This is a genomic window from Nonomuraea rhodomycinica (assembly GCF_013363995.1).
Classification (GTDB): domain Bacteria; phylum Actinomycetota; class Actinomycetes; order Streptosporangiales; family Streptosporangiaceae; genus Nonomuraea; species Nonomuraea rhodomycinica.
The window spans coordinates 25,776-43,305 of the sequence record NZ_JABWGO010000022.1 but is presented as its reverse complement, the minus strand read 5'-3'; the positions used below and the strand labels follow the sequence as shown (position 1 = coordinate 43,305).

Below are 17,530 nucleotides of genomic sequence, written 5' to 3'. Positions count from 1 at the left end.
TCGTTGCCGGCCCGGCTATTCCTGGCCGAGCCGCTCGATGAGGTCGGCCGCCTTGCGCAGGCCGTCGCGGCGGCGGATCTCCTCGCCGGCCGCCGCCAGCCGGGCGCGCAGCCCGGCGTCGCCGAGCAGCCGCTCGACGGCGCCCGTCAGCTCCTCGTCCGTGAAGGCGTAGGTGGACAGCCGGACGCCGTAGCCGAGCTCGTGGACGCGCTGGGCGTTGTCGTACTGGTCCCAGAACAGCGGCAGCAGGATCATCGGCTTGCCGAAGTGCGCGGCCTCGGTGGTGGTGTTGTTGCCGCCGTGGGTGATGACCAGGTCGCAGAGCGGGATGATCTTCGTCTGCGGCAGGAACTCGGCGCCCCACATGTTGTCGGCGAGCTTGATCTCCTCGTGCAGCGGGCCCTTGGAGACGATGTACTGGTGCGGGGTGGTGGCCAGCACGTCGATCACCCGCTGCATCAGCTCCACGTCGGACGAGCCGAGCGAGCCGAGCGAGAAGTAGACCAGCGCGCCCTCGCCCCGCTGGAAGGGCAGCTCGAACGGCTCGTCGGTCTCGCGGACGGACGAGTCGAGCCGGTGCCACGTGGGGCCGAGCGGGCGCTCGGCGGTGTAGTCGAGGATCTCCGGGTAGACGTAGAGGTTCAGGTCGCCCTGGTGGATGAAGTCGAGGTCGGGCAGCGGCTCGGTGCCCTGCTCGACGCACCACTCGTTGAAGGCCGTCCACAGCTCGCGGTGGGTGCGCTCGTACTCGGCGCGGAAGGCGTCCCACTCGGCGCGGTCGTCGGCGGGCAGGCCGGAGAAGACCGGCGCGACGTTCTCGCCGCGCACCTCCAGCGGGTTGCAGGAGACGATGCGGACGAACTTGCGGCCCGCGGTGAGCAGGGCCGGGAACGTGATGACGTTGTCCTCGACGATGACGTCCGGCTGGACCCGCTCGATGATCGCCTTGAGCTGCGGCTCGCAGTACTTCACGCCGTCGATGAGCGACTCCCAGATCGGCTTGGTGACCGTCTCCAGCTGCTCCAGCGTGCTCTTGCGGTACTCGGGCGCGGTCTCGCGGATGAAGTCCTTCCAGAACTGGCCCGGGTCCTGCTCCTCCTCGGCCGGCGGCGCGAGGTCGACCAGGTCCTCCTCGAAGCCGAGGGCCTCCAGCTTGCCCTTCCAGGACGCCTCGGCGGCGAACACGACGCGGTGACCGCGACGACGGAGGATGTCGCCGATGCCGATGCAGTTGTTGGTCGGCCCGTAGGCGCTTTCTGGCATGAACAGGATCGTGAGAGACATCACGCTACTCCGGAGGGGGCGAACTAGTTGAACGTGAATTCAAATACTCATCTAGCGTAGAGGTCAACTTCAAGGCACTATGGTCACGGCTTCCTGAACGGGGGCCGAACAGCTCGGGGGAACGAGGTGGTGAGCATGGCCCAGCGCAAGAGCCGCACCGACCGGCGCATCGACCTGATCGAGGCGGCGCGCCGCGCCATCATCCGCCACGGCATCGACGGGGTCCAGCTCTCCCATGTCGCCGAGGAGGCGGGCCTGACCTCGGGCGCGGTGCTCTACCACTATCCCGACCTGAGCGAGCTGCTGGTCGAGGCCCAGCACGCCGGCATGGAGCGCTTCTACGAGCAGCGGCTGCGCCAGCTCGCCACCGTGACCGACCCGGTCAGGAAGCTCGTCATGACGATCCGCTCCGGGCTGCCCACCGGGCCGCTCGACCCCGACGTGCGCCTGCTCAACGAGCTCGGCGGCGCCGCCGGCCGCAACCGCGTCTACGGGGTGCTGCTCACCTCGCTCTACGACCGTCAGGTGTCGATGTACCAGTCGATCCTCGACACCGGCGCGGCGCTCGGCGTGTTCCGGCTGAGCGGCGACTCGCTGTCGCTGGCCCGCAACCTGGTGGCGCTGGAGGACGCCTACGGGTACCGCATCACGGCCCGCCACCCCGTGATCGGCCCCGACGAGGCGGCCGAGCTGATCCTGTCCTACGCGCGCACGGCCACGGGCAACGACCTCGTCGCCTGAGCCGCGCGCGTGCGGGCCGCTCCCGGCTGCGTCGCTCCCCACTGGACCGGTCATCACGGGACGGGGATGACGACGGCGTCGCGGGCGTCCCAGGTCAGGCGCACCTTCGCGCCCGGCCGTACGGCGCTCGCGCCCTGCACGGCCACCAGCACCGGTTTGGCGTGGCCCGGCACGTCCACCGACAGGTGGGAGACGCCCCCGTAGAAGCTGACGTCCAGCACGGCGCCCTCCAGCCCCTCGGCCGGCCCGTCCGCGCCTTCCCCGGCGTCCTCGGCGCGCTCCTCCGGCTCCTCGGCGGACTCCTGCGCGGCTTCCCGGGCTTCCCGGGCTTCCTGGGCGTCCTGGGCGTCCTGGGCGTCCTGGGCGTCCTCGGTGGACTCCTCCGCGGCCTCGCGCGGGTCCTCGGCGGGCTCCTCCGGCTCCGTGGCCTTCTCCTCCGGCTCCGTCGCCGGCTCGACCGGCTCGACCGGCTCGGCGGCCGGGGCCGCGGCCTCCTCGGGGATCTCGCGCAGCGTGATCTTCTCCGGGCGCACGCACAGCAGCGCGCCGGCGCCCTCCTCCAGCCCGTCCAGCGGCGTCCCGGCCAGCTCGCCCAGCTCGCCCGCGTCCAGCCCGGCCGCGCGGGCCTTGCCCTCGAAGGTGTTGTTGGCGCCGACGAAGCCCGCGACGAACGGGCTGCGCGGACGCTCGTAGAGGGCGACCGGCTCGTCCACCTGGCGGACGCTGCCGCTGTCGAAGACCGCGATCCGGTCGGCCAGCGACATGGCCTCCTCCTGGTCGTGCGTGACGACCACGAAGGTGATGCCGACCTCGTTCTGCAGCCGCTTGAGCTCCAGCTGCATGTCGGCGCGGACCTTCTTGTCCAGCGCCGACAGCGGCTCGTCGAGCAGCAGCAGCCGGGGCCGCTTGACGATGGAGCGCGCCAGCGCCACGCGCTGGCGCTGGCCGCCGGACAGCTGCGCGGGCCGGCGGTCGCCGTGCGCCGACAGGCCCACGGTCTCCAGCACCTCGCCGACGCGCCGCCGGATCTCCTCCCGGGGCAGCTTCTCCCGCTCCAGCCCGTACGCGACGTTCTTGGCCACGGTCATGTGCGGGAACAGCGCGTACGACTGGAACATGAGGCTGATCGGCCGGCGGTTCGGCGGCAGCGCGAGCAGGTCGTCGCCGTCGAGCGTCACCGTGCCGGAGTCGGGCGTCTCGAACCCCGCGATGATGCGCAGCAGCGTCGTCTTGCCGCAGCCGGACGGGCCGAGCAGCGCGAAGAACTCGCCCTGCCCGATCTCCAGGGAGACCCCGTCGAGCGCGGTGACCTGGCCGAACCTGCGGGTGATGCCGTCAATCTTGAGCACGTGCTTCGCCGATCTTGGTCATGCGCTGGCCCGCGATCACCGCGGTGAAGCTCACCAGCAGGAGGATCGCGCCGAGCGCGTTGATCTCGGGGGTCACCCCGAACCGGATCATCGAGTAGATGACGATCGGCAGCGTCTGCTGGAGGTTGCCGATCGTGAAGAAGGCGATCACGAACTCGTCGAGCGACAGCGTGAACGCCAGCATCGCGCCCGCCAGGATGCCGGGGGCGAGCTGCGGGAGCGTGACCTTCAGGAAGGTGGTGACCGGTCCCGCGCCGAGGTCGCGCGAGGCCTCCTCCAGCGACGTGTCGGTGTTCGCCAGCCGCGTGCGGACCACGGCCGCCACGAACGCCATCGCGAACACGCCGTGCGCGAGGATCACCGAGTACAGGCCCAGCGTGAGTTGAATCAGACCGTAGAACAGCAGCAGGCCGATCGCGAGCACGAGGTCGGGCAGCACCGCCGGCATCAGCGCGATCGCGTCGAGCGCGCGCGAGCGGGTGTGCCGGGCCAGGCCGACGGCCAGCAGCGTGCCGAGCACCGTGGCGATCACGGTCGAGCCCGCCGCCACGATCAGCGTGTTCAGCAGGCCGTCCAGCACCCGCTGGTCCTGGGCCAGCACGCCGTACCACTTCAGGCTGAAGCCCTCGTAGGTGTAGGCCGACTTGCCGGAGTTGAACGACATCGCGACGACCACGGCGATCGGCGCGTACAGGAAGACGATCGTCACCCAGAACGGGACGTACAGCAGCCTCGACCTACGCACGGCGGGCCGCCCATGCCTGCGCCAGGAGCAGCACGACCAGCACGGCGACGAGCGCGAGCGCCAGCGCGGAGCCGAACGGCCAGTCGCGGGCCTTGAGGAACTCCGTGCGGATCAGGTTGCCCACCATGACGGACTTGCCGCCGCCCAGCATCTCCGGGATGACGAAGTTGCCGAAGCTCGGCACGAACACGAACAGGCAGCCGGTCAGCACCCCGGGCACGGTCAGCGGCAGCGTGACCTTGCGGAAGGTGGTGAACCCGGACGCGCCGAGGTTCGCCGACGCCTCGCGCAGCTGCGGGTCGAGCTTCTCGATGGCCGCGTAGAGCGGCAGCACCATCAGCGGCAGGTACGAGTAGACCAGCCCGGTGACGATGGCGCCCTGGTTGTAGAGCAGGTCGAACGGGCCGAGGCCGAGGCTCTTCAGCGCGGAGTTGATCAGGCCCGGACCGTTGAGCAGGATGATCCAGGCGTACATGCGGATGATGAAGTTCGTCCAGAACGGGAGCACGATCGCGACGAGCGCGACCGTCTTCCACTTCCGCGGCAGCCGGGCGATCAGGTACGCCGTGGGATAGCCGAGCGCGAGCGCGATCACCGTGGTCAGGGCCGCGATCTGCAGGGACTCGCCGAGCACCCGCAGGTAGAGCGGGTCCATCAGGCGGGAGAAGTTCTCGGTGGTGTACTCGTAGACGACCCCGCCGAAGCGGCCGCGCTGGAAGAACACGTAGCTCAGCACCAGCGCCAGCGGCACCAGCAGCAGCACGACGAGATAGGCGAGGCCGGGGGTCAGGAAGACGAACGCGCCCAGCCGGCGCCGCACCCGCAGGGCGGTCGCCGGCCGGGTCCTAGCCGGGGACATCACAACGTCACTGCGCCGCGACCTCGGTCGACAGGCGCGTGTACTTGGTCGACGCCTGGCCCAGGTCGATGATCGACTCGCCGTTGAGCAGCTCCGCGGGCTTGATGCCGAGCAGCGAGCCCTTGGGCGGGTTCACCCGCTCCATGGCCGCCTTGTTGGGCACCTTGTAGTTGATGTTCTCGGCCGCCCAGCTGTGGATCTCGGGGTCGAGGATGTAGTTGATGAAGGCGTGCGCGGCCTCCTTGTTCTTGGAGGACTTCATGATCACCATGGTGTCCACCCAGAGGTCGCTGCCCTCCTTCGGCACGACGAACTTGATGTTCTGCTTGTCGTTGGTCGTCGGGCACCAGCCGTCCCACGCCTCGACCATGATGGCCTCGCCGCTCGTCAGCTTGTCGCCGAAGGTGGTGTCGTCGTACCCGAGCAGGTGCGGCTTGGCCTTGAGCAGCAGCTCCTTGGCCTTGGCGATCTCGTCGTCCTTGTCGGTGTTGACCGAGTAGCCGAGCGCCTTGAGGGCGGGCAGGGCCAGCCAGCGCTCGGTGGTCATCATGGTGACCTTCTTGTCGGCCCAGGACGGCGGGTTGAGGATGTCGTTCCAGCTCTTCGGCTCGGCCTTCACCAGGTCGCTGCGGTAGCAGATGCCGGTGGTGCCCCAGGTGTAGGGCACGGAGTACTTGTTGCCCTTGTCGTAGGAGAGCTGGGTGGCCTCGGGGTAGAGGTTCGACAGGTTGGGGATCAGCTCGGGGTGGATCGGCTCCAGCAGGCCCTGCTCGTTGAGCGCCTGGGCGTACTGGCCCGACACGAACGCCACGTCGATGCCGCTGTCGCCGCCGGCGGTGAGCTTGGTCATCGCCTCCTCGTTGGTGGCGTGCAGGGCGATCTTCAGGTCCTGGACCTTGAGCTTGGCCTTGACCTTCTCGGGCAGCTCCTTCGGCGTGTACCCGTCCCACACCGTGACGCTGATCGACTGCTTGGTCAGGTCCGCGTTGGGGTTGAGCTGGTCGGCCTCGGCTTTGGGAGCCGAACCCGCGCTCGACGACTCACCACCGCACGCCGCCACGGCGAGCGCGAGGCCGGCCACGGCTACCACGGCCGGAAGACGACGGGTGAACCGGAATCGGGACAAGGCCGCTACTCCTTCTGATGACAAGGGACGAGGGGTCGCGCGACCAACGGACACGGCAGACCAGAGCAGGAGTGTTGCAGCAGAAATCAACATGAGCAAGACTTTTCAGGACATTGCCACCTGGAAGTTTGGTCATGCTGTTGAATCCCGATTCAATATGGGACCGGTTGATCTCCGTCGGTGAGAATCCCCTCACACAGCGGGACCGCGGCCTCACAGCTGCGCTCGTCGCGTCGTTGGCGGACGACGTGCCCGCACCCTTCGCCGTGCGCCGGCTCGGCCCGCTGCCCAGCCTCTCGCACGGCGAAGCCGCCGCCGACACCGGGGTCCCGGCTGAACGCGACTTCGGAGAGCACGTCGATCAGACAAACTATTCGGTGGTGGTGAGTGATCGGGTCGTCGTCAAGTGGCTGACACCCCCGGCGCCGCTGCCCCATCCGGCCCCTGACGTCCTCGCGCACCTGGCCGCGAGCGGTTTCCAGGAGATGGCGCCGCCGTACGCCGCCCTGACTTTGCGCGAAAAGTCGGGTGCTGACGGCGCTTCAGGGGAGCGGGAGGTGCTGCTGGCACTCGTGACGGGGTACCTGCCGGAGGCGCGCGACGGGTGGGAGTGGTGCGTGGACGAGGCCGAGACCGGGCGCACGTCGTTCGCGCGGGACCTCGGCCGCCTGACCGCCGACCTGCACCTGGCCCTGTCCACCTTCCGCCCGCCCACCGCCGCCCCCGGCACCGCGGCCGGCCCGTCCAGCGCCGCGCCCGGCACCGCGGCCGGCCCGCCCGCGCCCTCCCCCGGGTACGGGACGCGGGCCGAGCACGCGCTGCGGGAGGCCCTGGCGCTGACCGGCGGGGAGGACGGCGCGTGGCTGGCGACCCGGGAGGCCGCCCTCCGCCGGGAGCTGGAGCCCCTGCACCGGCCCCTCGGACCCACGCCCCTGATCCGGATCCACGGCGACCTGCACGTGGGCCAGCTCCTGCGGTGGCGCGACGGCTACGCCGTGATCGACTTCGACGGCAACCCGACCGTGACGGGCGCCGAGCCGTACCAGCCGGCCGCCCGGGACGTCGCCCAGCTCGCCACGAGCCTCGAACACGTCGCCCAGGTGGCCGTCAAGAGGCGCGGCACGCCGCCCGAGCACGCCGCCCGCTGGGCCGGCGAGACGCGCGCGGCCATGCTGTCCGCCTACCGCCGCCGCCTGGCCGAGCGCGGCCGGCCCGAGCTGCTGGACGAGGCGCTGCTGCGGCCGTTCGAGGTCGAGCAGGAGTGCCGGGAGCTCGTGTACGCGGCCCGCCACCTGCCCCGATGGCGCTACGCCCCCATGGGAGTCCTGCGCACCTGGTACCCCTGACCCAGGCGGGTCCGGGCACCCGCCCGGCCGCCGCCGTGCCCGCTCCTCACTTCCGTCAGCACCGAACACCGCCGCTCCCTCGGCACCGAACACCGCCGCGCCCACCGCGCGGCGCCGAGCACCACCTGGAGATCCGTTGAACCCCGAGCTGTTCCTGGCCGACCTGGAGGCCAAGCCCGACGCCCTGGAGGCGCTGGCCGCCGACCCGGCCGCCGCCGACCCGTTCGAGGGGCTGCCCCCGGGCGTCGAGCGGGTGCTGTTCCTCGGCATGGGCAGCTCCCGGTACGCGGCCGGCGTGGCCGCCCTCCGGCTGCGCGCCGCGGGGATCGACGCCTACGCCGACTACGCCTCCACCGCCGCCACGTACCCCGCGAACCCCGGCACGCTCGTCGTCCCCATCTCGGCCACCGGCGGCAGCCGCGAGACCCTGGACGCGCTCGCCCGCTACGCCGGCACGCAGGCGTTCGTCCTGGCCCTCACCAACGCCCCCGGATCAGCCGTCACCGAGGGCGCCGACCTGGTGGTGCCGATGCGGGCCGGCGAGGAGCGCGGCGGCGTCTCGTGCCGCACCTTCCAGCACACGCTGGCTCTCCTGCTGGCCCTGGAGTCCCGGCTCACGGGCACGGCCCTCGACCTGCCGGCCCTGCTCCGGCGCACCGCCGAGGCCACGGCCGACCTGCTGGAGCGCAGGAAGGAGTGGCTGCCCACGGCGCTGGAGCTGCTGGACGGTCCGCACGGCGTCTACACCGTCGCGCCGGCCGAGCGGCTGTCGTCGGCCGAGCAGTCGGCGCTCATGGTCCGCGAGGGCCCGCGCCGGCAGGCCGACGCCTGCGAGACGGGCGACTGGGCGCACGTGGACGTGTACCTCACCAAGACGCTCGACTACCGCGCGCTGCTGTTCCCCGGGTCCCGCTACGACGAGCAGGCCATGGACTGGGTGCGGCAGCGCGGCTCGACGGTGCTCGCGGTGGGCGGCGACGTGCCGGGGGCCGCGGCGTCCGTCCGCTACCGGCACGACGACGACCCCGAGGTGGCGCTGCTGACGGAGACACTGGTGGCCGAGCTGGTCGCCGCCCACTGGTGGGCCGCCGCCTGACGGCCGCCCGACCGTACGGTGTACCGTACGAAGGGTGACGACCGAGTACTTCGGCAAGGGCGACCCCGCCCGCAGCCTCGCGCTGCTCTGGCGCACCAGCGAGCGGGCCAGCCGCAAGGGCAAGCCCGACCTGAGCGTGGACCGCATCGTGCGCGCCGCCATCGAGGTGGCCGACGCCGAGGGGCTCCAGGCGCTGTCCATGCGCCGCGTGGCCGAGCGGCTCGGCGTCGGCACGATGTCGCTCTACACGTACGTGCCGGGCAAGCCCGAGCTGTTCGACGTCATGCTCGACACCGTGTACGGCGAGACGGACCGCTCCGAGGACGTGCCCGGCGGGTGGCGGGGGCGGCTGGAGCACGTCGCCCGCGAGAACTGGGCCCTCTACCTGCGCCACCCCTGGCTGTCGCAGGTGGCGGCCAGCCGCCCCGTGCTCGGGCCCCACGGCACCGCCAAGTACGACTACGAGCTGCGCGCCGTGGACGGCATCGGCCTGACCGACGTCGAGATGGACGCGGTCGTCACGCTGGTGACCGGGTTCGTGCACGGCACGGCCCGGGGCGCGGTGGAGGCGTCGCAGGCCGAGCGCGAGACCGGCATGACGGACGAGCAGTGGTGGGCGGCGCACGCCCCGTTCCTCAGCCGCATCGCTGACGTGACCCGCTTCCCGACGGCCACCCGGGTGGGCGAGGCGGCGGGCGAGGCCATGGGCACGGCCTACAGCGCGGAACGCGCCTTCGAGTTCGGCCTCCAGCGCCTGCTCGACGGCATCGAGGCCCTGATCACCCGCCGCACCACCACCTGAGCCCGCCCCAGGCCCGCCTCACCCCAACGCGCCCCTCCCGAGGCCCCCGGCACAACGCGCTGCTCCCCCACCCCACCCTCCCAAGAAGACCTCAACGCAACGCGGACGGAGCGGTCGCGGCGGACAGGAGGATGCCGTCCTGCTCCCCGGTGGGCGGTCGGGTCCAGGTGAGCCCCGGCCCGCCGGAGACCACCACGTGCGACACGACGGTGCGCAGCAGCGCCTCGACGGGCGCGCCCGGCCGCTCCTCGCGGGCCTCGCGGTAGCGGTCGAGCATCCGGGCCAGGTCGATCATGACGGTGTTCTCGCCCTCACCGGCGGAGGACTTCACGGTGATCAGCAGCACCCCCGTCCCCTCCTCGGCCTTCCAGGCGGTGACGCCCGCCGAGGGCGGCGAGCAGACGATCTCCTGGACGGCCTCGGCGAAGTGCCGGCGGTCCATGCCGTCGACCATCCCGTCCAGCCAGGCGGCGCGCAGGTGGAGCACGCCCGGCCCCTCCACCGCCCCGCGCTCGGCCACGAGCTCGCGCACCGCGCCTTCGGGGTCGTGCAGGGCCTCCTCGCCGCGGGCGGCGAAGCCCTCGGCCAGCAGGGGCAGGGAGATCGCGCGGGGCGGGTCAGGGGTGACGACCGCGGACTGGGAGAGCTCCAGGAGCACGGCGTCGCCCTCGTCGTGGAAGGCCCGCAGGCCCTCCGTGAACGCGATCCCGGCCTCCGGGCCGAGGACCGGGCCCCACGTGTGCTCAGGCGCCTTCTGCGGGCCTTCGGCGGCCCTTTCCGCGGCGGGCCGGTCGCGGCGCAGCCACCACGCGACTGCGGCGGCCACGGCGACGGCCGACACGGCGAGCGCGATCCACACCATGCGGTCCACTCCCCCCATCGGAGCCCTTCCGGGCTCCTCGTCCGACAGGGCCTAGCAGCGTAGTGGCGATCGCGACCGCCCCACCTCCCATTTCCCGAAATGTCGCGGAACGGCGGGAAATATCGGGGCAATGGAGGTGAAGGGTGGTTTGCCGCGTCACGAGCCCGCACCAGGAGCCCGGGTCACGAGCCTGACCACGAGCCCGCGTCACCCGCCCGGACCCGGAGCCAGGGGTCACGGGGCTCCGCCGGGCGACCGGGTCAGGAGACCCGATCCGGTACGCGGTCCCGGGCCGCGCTCAGGAGACCGGCGCGGCGCGGAGCCGTACGACGTGCTCGACCAGCGAGATCAGCGTCGCCTTCACCGACTCGCGGTTGCGCGCGTCCGTGCGGACGATCGGCACGTGCGCCGGCAGCGCCAGCGCCTCGCGCACCTCCTCCTCCGAGTGGAGGAACTGCCCGTCCCAGCCGTTGACGCCGACGACGAACGGCAGCTTCGCCTCCTCGAAGTAGTCGATGGCCGGGAAGCTGTCGGCCAGCCGGCGCGTGTCGAGGAGCACGACGGCGCCGATGGCGCCCCGCACGAGGTCGTCCCACATGAACCAGAACCGGTGCTGTCCGGGGGTGCCGAACAGGTACAGGATCAGGTCGCGGTCGAGCGACAGGCGGCCGAAGTCCATGGCCACGGTCGTCGTCTGCTTGTTGGGCGTCATGCCGAGGTCGTCGATGCCCGCGGACGCGTCGGTCATCACCGCTTCCGTGGTCAGCGGAAGGATCTCTGACACCGCCCCCACGAACGTCGTCTTGCCGACGCCGAACCCGCCCGCGACGACGATCTTCGTCGACGTGAGGCCCGGGCTAGAGCCTGCGAAGTCCACTGAGCACCCTTTCGAGCATGTTGAGGTCTGGCTGTCCCTGGCTGAGGCGCGGCTGGTGCAGGCGGACAAGCCCTTCATCGGACATGTCCGCCACGAGCACCCTCGCCACGCCCAGCGGGACCCGGAGGAGGGCCGAGATCTCGGCGACCGACCGGAACGTTCGGCAGAGCTGCATGATGGCCTCCTGCTCGGGAGTCAGCAAGGCCATCTCGTCGTCCGGTATGGACATGGACGAGATCAGCGTCTCCATCGCAAGGTGGTAACGCGGCTCCGAACGGCCGCCGGTCACCGCGTACGGACGGAACAGGGGCTCGTCGTCCCCCGTGCCGTCAGTGCCGTACACGGCCCTCTCCCATGAGTGTCATCGCCTCACCGTGTCCTGGCAGCCTGGAGCTCGGCGCGCAGGGCCGGCGTCAGCGCCTGGCCGGCCCGGTCGACGAGCAGGGTCATCTGGTAGGCCACCAGACCCATGTCGCAGTCGGGCGCGGCCAGCACGGTGATCACCGAGCCGTCGCTGATCGCCATCACGATGAGCAGGCCGCGCTGCATCTCGACGACCGTCTGCGTCACGGAGCCGCCCTCGAAGACGCGGGACGCGCCCACGGTGAGGCTCAGCAGGCCGGCGGAGACCGCGGCGAGCTGGTCGGCCCGGTCGGGCGGGAAGCCCTCAGAGCTCGCCAGGCAGAGACCATCGGCCGAGACGACGACCGCGTGCGCGACACCGGGGGTGTTGCGCACGAAGTCCGTGATCAGCCAGTCGAACCGATGCGCCTCGTGGCTCAGCGTTGTCACGCGTCCTCCCTGGAAAGACGCTCGCTCACTCTCGTTCCTCCTGTTCGCGTACTTCCGCCCGTCCCCTTCGCACTCCCTGCTGGAAGCTGGCCATCCGGCTGCGCATCCGGTCAGCCGAGACCGGCGGCACCGGCGCCTGCCGCTGCTGCCGCTGGGGCTGCGCGGCCTGCGAACCGGCCGTACCCGGGACCAGGTTGGCCTTGGGGGTGCGTTTGGGCAACCCGGCGGCGGTGATGCCGCCGAGGCTGGGGTCGCTGGCCGCGGCCGCCGCACGCCAACCGGCGTCCGCGGCCGTTCGCCACGCTTCCTCCCCAGAGACTACGGCTTGCGATGGGTTGTGCTCATCTCGGCCGGGCGCGGGCGGCGCCTGCTCCCCGGGCGGACGGCGGAACCAGGCCGACTCCACCGACGCGAAGATCGGCAGGTACTCCTCCTGGTCCTTGTCCATCGGGGAGACGTCCACCGAGGGCGGAGCCTCCGGCCTGCGCACGTCGGCGGTGCTGTAACCCGAGGTGGCGGGCGGTGGCGTCGGGTACGCGCCATGACCGCTCGCCGGGGCCGGGAAGCCGTCGCGGCTGGGGAAGCCCTCACGGCTCGGGAACTCGTCGCGGCCTGGGAAACCCTCACGGCTGGGGAAGCCGTCGCGGCTCGGGAAGCCCTCGTGGCTCGGGAAGGCGTCCCTGCGCGGCAGGGACTCGCGCCGGGGCGGGTTCTCCCTGACGGGCCCCTCGACGGCCGGGGACGACGGGAAGCCGCCCGCCCCCTCCTGGCTCGGGTAGGACGGGAAGCCGCCGGGAGTGTCCGGGCTCGGGTACGAGGGGAAGCCGCCGGTGTCGTACGAGGGCTGGCGCAGGGCGCCGCCGTCGGTGTCGGCGGTGAACGGGACGCCGGAGCCGCCCGTGCCGTTGCCGGAGGTGCCGAAGGAGTCGAGGGTGCCGAACGAGCGGAAGGTGCCGTTCTGCGCCGGGCTGCCCTGCCGGCTGCCGTTCGCGCCGGACCCGCCCACGCCGCTGCCCGCCAGCGCGGGACCGCCGAGACCGGGCCCAGCGAGACCGGGCCCAGCGAGACCCGGGCCGCCGACGCCGGGAGTGGTCAGGCCGGAGCCGCCGAACCCGGGGCCGCGCGGCGCGGGCGCGGAGGCGGCCGCTTCGCCGCCGAAGGCGGGGCGCTGCGGCAGCGGCTGCTGGGCGCCGTCGGGGATGAGCGCCGGCGGCAGCAGCACCATGGCGATCAGGCCGTTGCCGTCGCCCTTGCGCAGCTGGACGCGGATGCCGTGGCGCAGGGCCAGGCGGCCGACCACGAACAGGCCCATGCGCCGCGAGACCGACACGTCCACGACGGGCGGCTCGGCGAGGCGGCGGTTGGCCTCGGCCAGCTCCTCCTCGGTCATGCTGATGCCGGAGTCGGTCACCGACAGCAGGGCGCCGCCGCCCTCGATGAGGCTGCTGGTCACGGAGACCTGGGCGTTGCTCGGGGAGAACTGCAGGGCGTTCTCGACCAGCTCGGCCACGAGGTGGACGAGGTCGTTGGCGGCGCTGCCGACCACCGCGGTGGCGCGGTGGACCTTCACCTGGACGCGCTCGTACCCCTCGACCTCGGAGAGCGCGGCGCGCACGACGTCCACGAGCTTGGCCGGCTGGCTGCGCCGCCGGGAGGGCTCGTGGCCGGCGAGGACCAGCAGGTTCTCGGAGTTGCGGCGCATGCGGGTGGCCAGGTGGTCGAGCTTGAACAGGTCGGCGAGGCGGGCGCCGTCCTGCTCGCCCTTCTCCAGGCCGTCGATGAGCGAGATCTGCCGCTCGACCAGCGTCTGGGTGCGGCGCGAGAGGTTGACGAACATCGAGCTGATGTTGCCGCGCAGCTCGGCCTCCTCGCCCGCCAGCCGGACGGCCTGCCGGTGGACCTGGTCGAAGGCCTTGGCCACCTCACCGATCTCGTCGGTGCCCTCGACGCCGATCGGCCGCACCTCGGGAACCACGTCGCCGTTGAGGCGGAGCTTGCGGACCACGTCCGGCAGGCGGAAGCCGGCGATCTCCAGGGCCTCGGTGCGCAGGCGGCGCAGCGGGGTGACCATGGAGCGGGCGATGGCGACGGTGAGCAGCGCCACGAGCAGCAGCAGCGCGAGGATGAGCACACCGGCGATGACCGCGTTGCGGATCTCGGCGTCGCGCAGCTCGGTGCCGCGCAGGGCCACCTTCTTGCTGATGTCGTCCTCCACCGAGTGGAGGGCTTCGATCGTGGAGGCGTTGTCGTTGAACCACTGGTCGGTGGCCGAGACCTTGCGGGGGTCGGTGGAGGCGAGCAGGTTCTGCCGGATGCGGACGCCGGGCGCCTTGCCGCTGGCCAGGGTGACGGCGCGGGACTTGATCAGCTCGGTGTTGTAGTACTCGGGCCGGGTCAGCGCCTTCTGGAGCTGGATGGCGACCTGCGGGCCGGCCTCCTGGCCGACGGTGGCCATGTCGGAGCGCTGGGCGGCGTTGGAGGCGATGAAGCGCTCGACCTCCTTGGAGTCCATGCTGCCGGGCTGGTAGTAGCCCTTGATGAGCTGGACCCGCTGGCGGGAGATCTCCTCCTTGGCCCGGGCGAGCGCGCCCAGGGCGCGGAACTGGCCGATGATCTGCGAGTCGTCGCTGAGCAGGCTCAGCTCGTCGTGCAGGCGCAGCATCGTGTCGAGCAGGGTGTTGTAGCGGGAGGTGTCGCGCTGGCCCTCGGCGCGGGTCCGGGCGAGCTGCTTGACGTCGAGGCGGGCCCGCCGGACGACGTCGAGGACGCGCACGCCGTACGACTCGTCCATCGCGTCCATGTCGGCCTGCACGGTGGAGACGAGCTTGTCGACGGCGGCCTTGCGCTCGGCGTACGGCTTGGCGAGCTTCTTGCGCTGGGCGCCGGAGACGGCCGCCATCCAGCCGCCCGTGTCACGCTCCATGCCCAGCGCCTGGACCAGGTCGCGGATGTGCCCGGCGTCCTCGGCTGCCCGGATGGTGCGTTCGTAGTCGTTGATGCTCTGGATCGACCCGACCACGCGGGCGCCCCCCAGCGCCACGCAGACGACGGTGGGAACCAGGATGAGGGCGGTCAGACGCCATCTCACGCGCCAGTTGCGCAGTCCGATCCGGGGCGACAGGGATCGCCTGTCGCGCGCCCGTCCGGCGGCCTGGCCGCTGTCGGAGTTCCCCGTAGTCACTGCTTCCGCTACCCCTCAATCAATCCCGTGGTCCACGGGTTCTAGGACGTCCACAAGGTATCCGCAGCGTGAGACTAAATACGCAAATCGGATGCAATCGTTACATATGTGACCCGTCCGTCGTGAGTGGTTCAGCGCAGTGCCGCCAGCACCAGATCGCGGACCTGGCCTCGCTGCGCGTCGTCACTGAGAGGACGTCCGGCGCGATCGACCACATAGAAGACGTCCACCGCCTCCGCGCCGAGAGTCTCCACGCGAGCAGCTCTCACGTCAAGACCGCACTCCCCGAACGCCCGTCCGATGCGCCACAGCAGTCCCGGCCTGTCATGGGCCCTGACTTCGACCACCGTGGCGGTCGCCGAGGCGTCGTCCACCAAGGTCACACGGGGTGGAGCCACCGGAACGCGAGGCGCCCTCACATACCGGTTCCGGCGGGCCAGCCGTTGCTCGATGTCAAGACGGCCGGCAAGGACCAGACGGAGGTCGGCCTCCAGCGTCGCCGGATCGGGCGGCGAGCCGTACTCGGGGACGACCGAGAACTCGATCACCGCCGTGGACCCCGCGGAGGCCGCCGACGCCGACCGGACGATCATCCGGTGCGCGGCGAGCACGCCCGCCGCGCTCCACAGCAGCCCGATCCGGTCGGGGGCGACCACCGTGACCGCTCCCCCGTTGACGCGCACGGCACCGCCCCCGTGACGGGCCAGGGCCGCCTGCTCGGGCGACAGGGAGGGCGCCCTGGGCGGCGGCGAGCCCGACAGGACGGAGCGGACACGACGCACGAGATCGGCGACCAGGCCCGCCTTCCAGGCGTTCCAGGCGGCCGGCCCGGTGGCGTGGCCGTCGGCGACCGCGAGGGCCGCCAGCAGGTCCAGCACCTCACGGGAGCCGACCGTGCCCGCGACCTTCTCGATCGTCACGGGGTCGTCGAGGTCGCGCCGGGTCGCCGTCTCCGGCAGCAGCAGATGGTGGCGCACCACCGTGGCCAGGATCTCCCCGTCCGCGGGCGGCAGGCCGATGCGGGCGGCGATGTCGCGCACCACGACCTCGCCCGTCGCCGAGTGGTCGCCGGGCCAGCCCTTGCCGATGTCGTGCAGCAGCGCCGCGATCAGCAGCAGGTCGGGCCGCGACACCTCGCGCGTGTGACTGGCGGCGTTCGCCGCGGCCTCGATGAGGTGCCGGTCGACGGTGAAGCGGTGAATGGGATTGCGCTGGGGCCGGTGCCGCACCCGCTCCCAGTCAGGGAGAATCTTGACAAGGATCCCGGCCTGGTCGAGCTCCTCCCAGACGGGCACGGCGGCGCGGCCGGCCCCGAGGATCGACACCAGCGCGTCGCGGGCCTCGTCCGGCCACGGCACCGGCAGCGGAGGCGACTGGGCCGCCAGGACCGACATCGTCGCGGGCGCCAGCGGCAGGCCGGAGTCGGCCGCCGCGGCAGCGGCGCGCAGCACCAGCAGCGGGTCCTTGCGGGGGTCGGCGCCCCGGGCGAGCACCACCTCGCCGCCGTGCTCGACGACGCCGTCGGCCAGCGGCCGGCGCCCTCGCGGGGCCGGCCCTGACACGAGCCTGTCAACCGTGCGCCAGGTGACGTCGAACGCGTGGGAGATCGTCCGGCCGGCCTCGGCGAGCCGGCGCATCAGCGTCTCGGCGTCCAGCAGGCCGAGCAGCCCGGCGACGGCCTCCTGCTCCTGCAGGACGAGCCGGTCGGCCCCCCGGGCGGTGACGACGTGCAGCGCGTGCCGCACGTCCAGGATGAACTCGTACGCCTCGCGGGCCCGCGGCCCGGGCGCCGAGGCCACCCAGGCGGCGGCCACGGCCTGCATGGCCTGCAGGTCGCGCAGGCCGCCACGGCCGTCCTTGAGGTCGGGTTCGAGGAGGAAGGCGACCTCGCCGCTGGTCTGGGCCCGCTTGTCGGCCGCCTCGCGCAGCTCGCCCAGCCGGCGCCGGGAGTCGGCGCGCCACTCGGCGAGCACCGCCTCCCTGGCCCTGCGGGTCAGCTCCGGGTCTCCGGCCACGTGCCGGGCCTGGATGAGGCCGAGGACCGCCTTCAGGTCGTCGCGGGCGACCGCGACGGCCTCCTCGACGGTGCGCACCGAGTGGTCGAGGCCGACGCCCGAGTCCCAGACGGGGTACCAGACGCGGTCGGCGATCCTGGCGACGTCGTCCCGGCCTCCGTGCAGCAGCACCAGGTCGAGGTCGCTGCCGGGGGCCAGTTCGCCGCGTCCCAGGCTGCCGACGGCGACCAGGGAGACGCCGTCGCCGTCGCTCGCCGTGCGGAAGAGGTCCTTCAGCCAGCGGTCCGTGTCCGCGGCCCGCTCCTTGCGCGCCGCGGCGTACGAGCGAGCTTCTCCCCTCAAGACGTCCCCTCTTCGGGCTCCGTCCGGACGCCCTCGTCTCGCTTGCCGATCTGCCGTGACTCGCCGCTCCGGCGCGGACGCCCGCGTCCGCG

General features: G+C 72.1%; 14 protein-coding genes and 1 pseudogene. 4 read left to right on the top strand and 11 right to left on the bottom strand.

Going from position 1 to position 17,530, the window contains the following annotated elements:
• Nucleotides 1-15 precede the first annotated feature (15 nt).
• Nucleotides 16-1,263: a glycosyltransferase gene (locus tag HT134_RS43565; protein WP_246366585.1), complete on the bottom strand. Its 1,248-nt coding sequence runs from the start codon at nt 1,261-1,263 to the stop codon at nt 16-18.
• Nucleotides 1,264-1,419: 156 nt separating this feature from the next.
• Between HT134_RS43565 and HT134_RS43560 the strand changes: the two genes are divergently transcribed.
• Nucleotides 1,420-2,025, top strand: coding sequence for a TetR/AcrR family transcriptional regulator (locus HT134_RS43560; RefSeq protein WP_175606371.1), 606 nt, complete (start codon nt 1,420-1,422; stop codon nt 2,023-2,025).
• Between the two features lie 53 nt (nt 2,026-2,078).
• Here the strand turns inward: HT134_RS43560 and HT134_RS47975 are convergent, their stop codons facing one another.
• The 4 genes from HT134_RS47975 to HT134_RS43540 are packed head-to-tail and all read right to left on the bottom strand — an operon-like array spanning nt 2,079 to nt 6,125.
• A complete protein-coding gene (locus tag HT134_RS47975) occupies nt 2,079-3,374 on the bottom strand; it encodes an ABC transporter ATP-binding protein (protein ID WP_312888897.1) in 1,296 nt (431 codons plus the stop codon).
• Nucleotides 3,361-4,140, bottom strand: coding sequence for an ABC transporter permease (locus HT134_RS43550; protein WP_175606370.1), 780 nt, complete (start codon nt 4,138-4,140; stop codon nt 3,361-3,363). Before HT134_RS43550 ends, HT134_RS47975 begins: the two co-directional genes overlap by 14 nt.
• Entirely contained in the window at nt 4,133-4,999 is an 867-nt protein-coding gene (locus tag HT134_RS43545; protein ID WP_175606369.1) for an ABC transporter permease, read from the bottom strand. The genes HT134_RS43550 and HT134_RS43545 overlap by 8 nt, the downstream gene beginning before the upstream one ends.
• A 7-nt stretch (nt 5,000-5,006) precedes the next feature.
• Nucleotides 5,007-6,125, bottom strand: a complete 1,119-nt coding sequence (locus HT134_RS43540; RefSeq protein WP_175606368.1) for a polyamine ABC transporter substrate-binding protein — start codon at nt 6,123-6,125, stop codon at nt 5,007-5,009.
• Nucleotides 6,126-6,373: 248 nt separating this feature from the next.
• Here HT134_RS43540 and HT134_RS43535 point away from each other — a divergent pair, with 248 nt between their 5' ends.
• From HT134_RS43535 to HT134_RS43525, 3 genes are all read left to right on the top strand, one after another.
• Nucleotides 6,374-7,471, top strand: coding sequence for an aminoglycoside phosphotransferase (locus HT134_RS43535; RefSeq protein WP_175606367.1), 1,098 nt, complete (start codon nt 6,374-6,376; stop codon nt 7,469-7,471).
• 136 nt (nt 7,472-7,607) lie between these two features.
• A complete protein-coding gene (locus HT134_RS43530; protein WP_175606366.1) occupies nt 7,608-8,567 on the top strand; it encodes an SIS domain-containing protein in 960 nt (319 codons plus the stop codon).
• Between the two features lie 34 nt (nt 8,568-8,601).
• The gene (locus tag HT134_RS43525; protein ID WP_175606365.1) at nt 8,602-9,369 is read left to right on the top strand and encodes a TetR/AcrR family transcriptional regulator; all 768 of its coding nucleotides are present in this window, start codon (nt 8,602-8,604) and stop codon (nt 9,367-9,369) included.
• Between the two features lie 91 nt (nt 9,370-9,460).
• On the opposite strand, the gene HT134_RS43520 is transcribed toward HT134_RS43525, so the two are convergent.
• The 6 genes and pseudogenes from HT134_RS43520 to HT134_RS43495 all read right to left on the bottom strand — a co-directional run.
• Nucleotides 9,461-10,240 carry a hypothetical protein gene (locus tag HT134_RS43520; RefSeq protein ID WP_175606364.1) on the bottom strand — a complete coding sequence of 260 codons (780 nt, stop codon included), beginning with the start codon at nt 10,238-10,240 and terminating at the stop codon, nt 9,461-9,463.
• Between the two features lie 289 nt (nt 10,241-10,529).
• Nucleotides 10,530-11,108: a GTP-binding protein gene (locus HT134_RS43515; RefSeq protein ID WP_175606363.1), complete on the bottom strand. Its 579-nt coding sequence runs from the start codon at nt 11,106-11,108 to the stop codon at nt 10,530-10,532.
• Nucleotides 11,089-11,451: a DUF742 domain-containing protein gene (locus HT134_RS43510; RefSeq protein WP_175595572.1), complete on the bottom strand. Its 363-nt coding sequence runs from the start codon at nt 11,449-11,451 to the stop codon at nt 11,089-11,091. The genes HT134_RS43515 and HT134_RS43510 overlap by 20 nt, the downstream gene beginning before the upstream one ends.
• 26 nt (nt 11,452-11,477) lie before the next feature.
• A complete protein-coding gene (locus tag HT134_RS43505; protein ID WP_175595573.1) occupies nt 11,478-11,900 on the bottom strand; it encodes a roadblock/LC7 domain-containing protein in 423 nt (140 codons plus the stop codon).
• A 25-nt stretch (nt 11,901-11,925) separates the two neighbouring features.
• Entirely contained in the window at nt 11,926-14,988 is a 3,063-nt protein-coding gene (locus HT134_RS43500) for a sensor histidine kinase (protein ID WP_175606362.1), read from the bottom strand.
• 224 nt (nt 14,989-15,212) lie between these two features.
• Nucleotides 15,213-17,462: pseudogene (locus tag HT134_RS43495) on the bottom strand ([protein-PII] uridylyltransferase); the annotation flags it as partial.
• Between the last annotated feature and the right edge of the window lie 68 nt (nt 17,463-17,530).

Bases quoted from the DNA above. Each gene is read 5' to 3' on its own strand.
- HT134_RS43565 (WP_246366585.1), bottom strand. From the start codon at position 1,263: ATGCCAGAAAGCGCCTACGGGCCGACCAACAACTGCATCGGCATCGGC.
- HT134_RS43545 (WP_175606369.1), bottom strand. From the start codon at position 4,999: ATGTCCCCGGCTAGGACCCGGCCGGCGACCGCCCTGCGGGTGCGGCGC.
- HT134_RS43560 (WP_175606371.1), top strand. From the start codon at position 1,420: ATGGCCCAGCGCAAGAGCCGCACCGACCGGCGCATCGACCTGATCGAG.